The organism is Streptomyces sp. SID14436 (genome assembly GCF_010548465.1).
Lineage (GTDB): Bacteria > Actinomycetota > Actinomycetes > Streptomycetales > Streptomycetaceae > Streptomyces.
Genome location: NZ_JAAGMD010000586.1, coordinates 1 through 4,847 on the forward strand (window position 1 = coordinate 1; position 4,847 = coordinate 4,847).

Here is a 4,847-nt window from a genome sequence, read left to right on the forward strand (position 1 = left end):
GTGCCCCGGGCGTGGAGCGGGGGCGGCCGGGGCGGCCGGTGGCTGCACCGGTCCGGGCGTCCCGGCGCGCCGTCGCCTGCCCGCCCGTCATCCGTCCCGCACGCCGTGGTCCCGGTCCAGCAGCGGGGCCGCGTCGGAGAGTACCCCGGAGATCCTCGCCAGGGTCTCCTCGTCCCGCTCCACGGCCTCCAGCACCGGACCCGCGGCCGTGTTCCAGCGGCGGGCGACCGCGGCCGGGTCCTCCCCGGTCAGCAGACCGGCCGCCTGGGCCGCCGCCCCCAGGGCCACCAGTTCCTTGGCCTCGGGGACCTGCACCGGCCGCCCGGAAAGGCGCCGCACCGTCTCCTGCCAGGCCGTCCCCCGGGCGCCGCCGCCGATCAGCAGCAGCGGGGCCGAACGGTCCGCGTCCTCCTCCAGAACCAGGTCGAGCGCACCGAGCAGGGCATGCACGGCACCGTCGTAGGCGGCCTGGAGCAGCTGCCCGCCGGTCGTGTCGTGCCGCAGGCCGTGCAGCAGCCCGGAGGCGCCCGGCAGGTTCGGGGTGCGCTCACCGTCCAGGTACGGCAGGAGCGTGACGCCGCGGCCGGGCTCCACGGCCTCGCGGTCGAGGTGGAGCAGCGCGGCCACCCGGTCCACGGCGAGCGTGCAGTTCAGGGTGCAGGCCAGCGGCAGCCAGTCGCCGCGCGCGTCGGCGAACCCGGCCACCGTGCCGGTCGGATCGGCCGTGCGGCGCCGGGACACCGCGTAGACCGTGCCCGAGGTGCCGAGGCTCATCACCGGCACGCCCGGGCGCACCCCGAGCCCCAGGGCGGCCGCGGCGTTGTCACCGGTGCCGCACGCGACCAGGGTGCCCTTGGAGAAGGGCAGGCCGTGGCCGTCGCGGACGGTGCCGGCCACCTCGCCGGGCCGCACCACGCGCGGCAGCAGCGCCGGGTCCAGCCCCACGTGGGCGAGGACCTCCTCGTCGTAGGCCTCGGTGCCGGAGGACCACCAGCCGGTGCCGGAGGCGTCGCCGCGGTCCGTGGTGCCCTGTCCGGTGAGCCGCTCGGTCAGGTAGTCGTGGGGCAGGCGCACGGCCCTGGTGGCCCGGGCCGCCTCGGGTTCGTGCTCGGCGAGCCAGGCCCACTTGGTGACGGTGAACGACGCGGTGGGCACGCTCCCGGTGCGCTCCGCCCAGCCCTTGGCGCCGCCCAGCTCCTCGGTCAGCCGGTGGGCCTGCGGGGCGGATCGCACGTCGTTCCACAGCAGCGCCGGGCGCACCGGCTCCCCCTGCGCGTCGAGGGTGACCAGACCGTGCTGCTGGCCGCCCACGGACACCGCCGCGGCCTCACGCGCGGGCTCCCCGCACTGACGCAGGGCCTCCAGCAGGGCGTCCCACCACTGGCGCGGGTCGCTCTCCCGGCCGGCCCCCGTGGTCACCGTGTGCGGGGCCTGGCCGCTCGCGACGATCCTGCCGGTGGCCACGTCGACGACCAGCGCCTTGGTGGACTGGGTGGACGTGTCCACGCCGACGACGAGCGGACCCTCGGCTGCTGACATCGGTTTCTCCCTTTTCGGCGGCTCAGTGGGGTGGCTCTCTTCCCAGAGATGCTCCTGCATACTAATTTGTAAATCGCCATGACGAAATAGTCTCGGCGTTGCCTCAGCGAGCAAGGAGCCGCGGTATGAGCTACCAGCCCACCCCCGAGGACAAGTTCACCTTCGGCCTGTGGACCGTCGGCTGGCAGGGACGGGACCCCTTCGGTGACGCCACCCGGCGCGCCCTGGACCCGGCGGAGTCGGTCCGGCGCCTGGCGGAACTGGGCGCCTACGGCGTCACCTTCCACGACGACGACCTGATCCCCTTCGGCGCGACCGACAGCGAGCGCGAGGAGCACATCAAGCGCTTCCGGCAGGCGCTCGACGACACCGGCATGAAGGTGCCGATGGCCACCACCAACCTGTTCACCCACCCGGTGTTCAAGGACGGCGGCTTCACCGCCAACGACCGGGACGTGCGCCGCTACGCGCTGCGCAAGACCATCCGCAACATCGACCTCGCCGTCGAGCTCGGCGCCCAGGTCTACGTGGCCTGGGGCGGCCGTGAGGGCGCCGAGTCGGGCGCCGCGAAGGACGTGCGGGTCGCCCTGGACCGCATGAAGGAGGCCTTCGACCTGCTCGGCGAGTACGTCACCTCGCAGGGCTACGACCTCCGCTTCGCCCTGGAGCCCAAGCCCAACGAGCCGCGCGGCGACATCCTCCTGCCGACCGTCGGCCACGCCCTGGCGTTCATCGAGAAGCTGGAGCGCCCGGAGCTGTTCGGCGTCAACCCGGAGGTCGGCCACGAGCAGATGGCCGGCCTGAACTTCCCGCACGGCATCGCCCAGGCCCTGTGGGCGGACAAGCTGTTCCACATCGACCTCAACGGCCAGTCCGGCATCAAGTACGACCAGGACCTCCGCTTCGGCGCGGGCGACCTGCGGTCCGCGTTCTGGCTGGTCGACCTGCTGGAGTCGGCCGGGTACAGCGGCCCGCGGCACTTCGACTTCAAGCCGCCGCGGACCGAGGACCTCGACGGCGTGTGGGCGTCCGCCGCCGGCTGCATGCGCAACTACCTCATCCTCAAGGACCGCGCGGGCGCCTTCCGCGCCGACCCCGAGGTGCAGGAGGCGCTGCGCGCGTCCCGCCTGGACGAGCTGGCCCAGCCCACCGCCGCCGACGGGCTGCGGGGGCTGCTCGACGACCGGTCCGCGTTCGAGGACTTCGACCCCGAGGCGGCGGCCGCCCGGGGCATGGCCTTCGAGCGCCTCGACCAGCTGGCGATGGACCACCTGCTGGGCGCCCGCGGCTGACGCGGCCGAGCCGCCCGGGCACGGATCACCGTGCCCGGGCGAGCCCGAACGCGCCCGGGCGTGCCCCACCGCGCCCGGGCGCAGGGACGTGTCCGGGCGGGTGCGGGCGGGTGCGGGCGGCCGTGCGGGCGCCGAGTTTCGGCACCGGGCCGGCTGCTTCCGTGGGCTTGCACACGTGTGGCTGGGGATGGATGGAGGCCTTGCCTCTCTAGGTGGCTGGCGCACGGGGCTGGTCTTCGAGCGTGTCGATCAGTTGGTGATGGACCACCTGCTGGGCGTGCGCGGCTGAGTTGGCCGACCCGCCTGGGAGGGCGACCGCGCTCGGGTGTGCTCGGGCGCGGGCGCCGGTTGCGGTTTCGGGCCTGCTGCTCCCGCGTGCTCGCACACGTGGCGGGGGAGCTCCTGTCTCCGAGGCGTCCGGCGCGAGGGTCGTCGACCGTGGGCCTGACGCGTTCGAGCGCACGTGCGGCGGCGACCCGCCCCCGCCCCGGGCTCTGGGAGTCGAGCCACGGGGGAGGGCAGCGCCCCTCACGCGCGGGGGCGGGAGCGGCCGGGAGCGGCCGGTCCTGAGCCGGGGCTCGGGGGCCGGAGGTTCGGGCCGGGGGGCGGCGCCCCGACTGATGGCGGGTGCGGCCGTCTTCCGCTGCCACGGAGGCCGCACCCGCACCCGGACCCCCACCCGCGCGGGAGCGGGACGGCGGCGAGGGGCAGCCCGTCCCGGCGCGCGTGCGGCCCCGCACCAGTGGGCGGCTCCCGCGCGCAGGGACGGCAACATGTCGCGCCGACCGGACGGCGCACGCGCCCCGAGTGCCCGTCAACTCCGGGCGACTCCGCGTGAAACCCTCGCTCCGAGGGGCCGCGGGAGGAGACGATGACCGGTATGGCCATGCCTCCCGTACCGCCCCAGCCGCCCTCCGGTCCGCCGGGTGACTCGCCCCCACCGGGCGACGGCTTCGGCCCGCCGTCCTATGGTGGGCCGCCCTCCGACGACGGCCCCCCTTCCTACGGCGGGCCCCCTTCCTACGGCGGGCCGCCCTCCCACGGCGGGCCGCCGCCCGGGCCGCCGGAACAGCCTCCCGGGGACGACCACGGCGGACCGGGCCGCGGGCCCGGCGGGGGCCGACGGCTCGTGCTGATCCTGCTCGCCGTCGTCCTGGCCGTCACCGCCGTGTCCCTCGTGGTGTTCATGGCCGCCGACGGCGAGGACGGACCGGAGCGGGAACCCGGCGAGAGCCGTACCAGCACCCGCGGATCCCCCGACCCGTCGCTGGGCATCCCGTCCGAGCTGCCCAGCGGCCTGCCGAGCAGGCTGCCGTCGGAGCTGCCCACCGAACTGCCCAGCGAGCTGCCGACCGAGCTGCCGTCGGAGCTGCCGTCCGGCTTTCCGACCGATCTTCCCGGCGGAGTGCCCAGCCATCTTCCGAGCGGCCTGGAGTCGCTGCTGCCGTCCCCGGAGTGACCCGCCGCCCGCCCTGCCTCCCCGTGACTCCAGTGACTCCCGTGCCTCGCGGGCCCCGGGGTCGGCCCGGGCGGGCCCGGCCACCGGGGCCGGCTGACGGGGTGACAAGTGACCGGTACCGGTGCCGCCCAGGAGCGAGACCCTCACCCCGCTACAAGCCGCCCCGCGCGTGCGCGTCCTGGGCGTCGGTCCCTGCCGCGCGTTCCGCCGTGGCCAGGGCCGTGGCCGGGTCCCGGGATGGGGCTCCCGCCGGAACCCAGCGGCCCCGCTCCTCGCGGTACGGCCACCAGTGTCCGGCGCGGTCCAGGCGCAACTGGACGGGTGCCCCGGCGACGGTCCACCGGTTCGCGTGGGCCCGCAGCGACGGTCGCTCGTCCTCCTCCCACGCCGCGTCGAGCACCGCACACGCGCGTGCTGCCGCCTCGCCCTCGACGGCCCACTCCTCGTCCAGTACCGCCAGCGCCGCCGCCCCGCCCCCGCGCCAGGCACGCACGGCGACCGCCAGCCCCTCCCGGCCGCGCCCCGACCCGTCGGCGAGCCGGTCCGCCACGGAGGCC

At 76.0% G+C, this 4,847-nt stretch carries 3 protein-coding genes and 1 pseudogene; 2 read left to right on the forward strand and 2 right to left on the reverse strand.

Annotated elements, in window-relative coordinates; genetic code table 11:
• Window positions 1-87 precede the first annotated feature (87 nt).
• Window positions 88-1,539, reverse strand: a complete 1,452-nt coding sequence (gene xylB / locus G3I53_RS20880; protein ID WP_164438644.1) for a xylulokinase — start codon at window positions 1,537-1,539, stop codon at window positions 88-90.
• Window positions 1,540-1,664: 125 nt separating this feature from the next.
• Between xylB and xylA the strand changes: the two genes are divergently transcribed.
• The gene (xylA, locus tag G3I53_RS20885) at window positions 1,665-2,831 is read left to right on the forward strand and encodes a xylose isomerase (RefSeq protein ID WP_164333742.1); all 1,167 of its coding nucleotides are present in this window, start codon (window positions 1,665-1,667) and stop codon (window positions 2,829-2,831) included.
• 1,129 nt (window positions 2,832-3,960) lie between these two features.
• On the forward strand, window positions 3,961-4,290 hold the full coding sequence (locus tag G3I53_RS20890) for a hypothetical protein (protein WP_164333110.1): 330 nt from the start codon (window positions 3,961-3,963) through the stop codon (window positions 4,288-4,290).
• 151 nt (window positions 4,291-4,441) lie between these two features.
• Here the strand turns inward: G3I53_RS20890 and G3I53_RS20895 are convergent.
• A pseudogene (locus G3I53_RS20895) lies at window positions 4,442-4,847 on the reverse strand (SWF or SNF family helicase); the annotation flags it as partial.

Excerpts from the sequence above, each read along its gene's own strand:
- xylB (WP_164438644.1), bottom strand. The coding sequence starts at position 1,539 with ATGTCAGCAGCCGAGGGTCCGCTCGTCGTCGGCGTGGACACGTCCACC.
- xylA (WP_164333742.1), top strand. The coding sequence starts at position 1,665 with ATGAGCTACCAGCCCACCCCCGAGGACAAGTTCACCTTCGGCCTGTGG.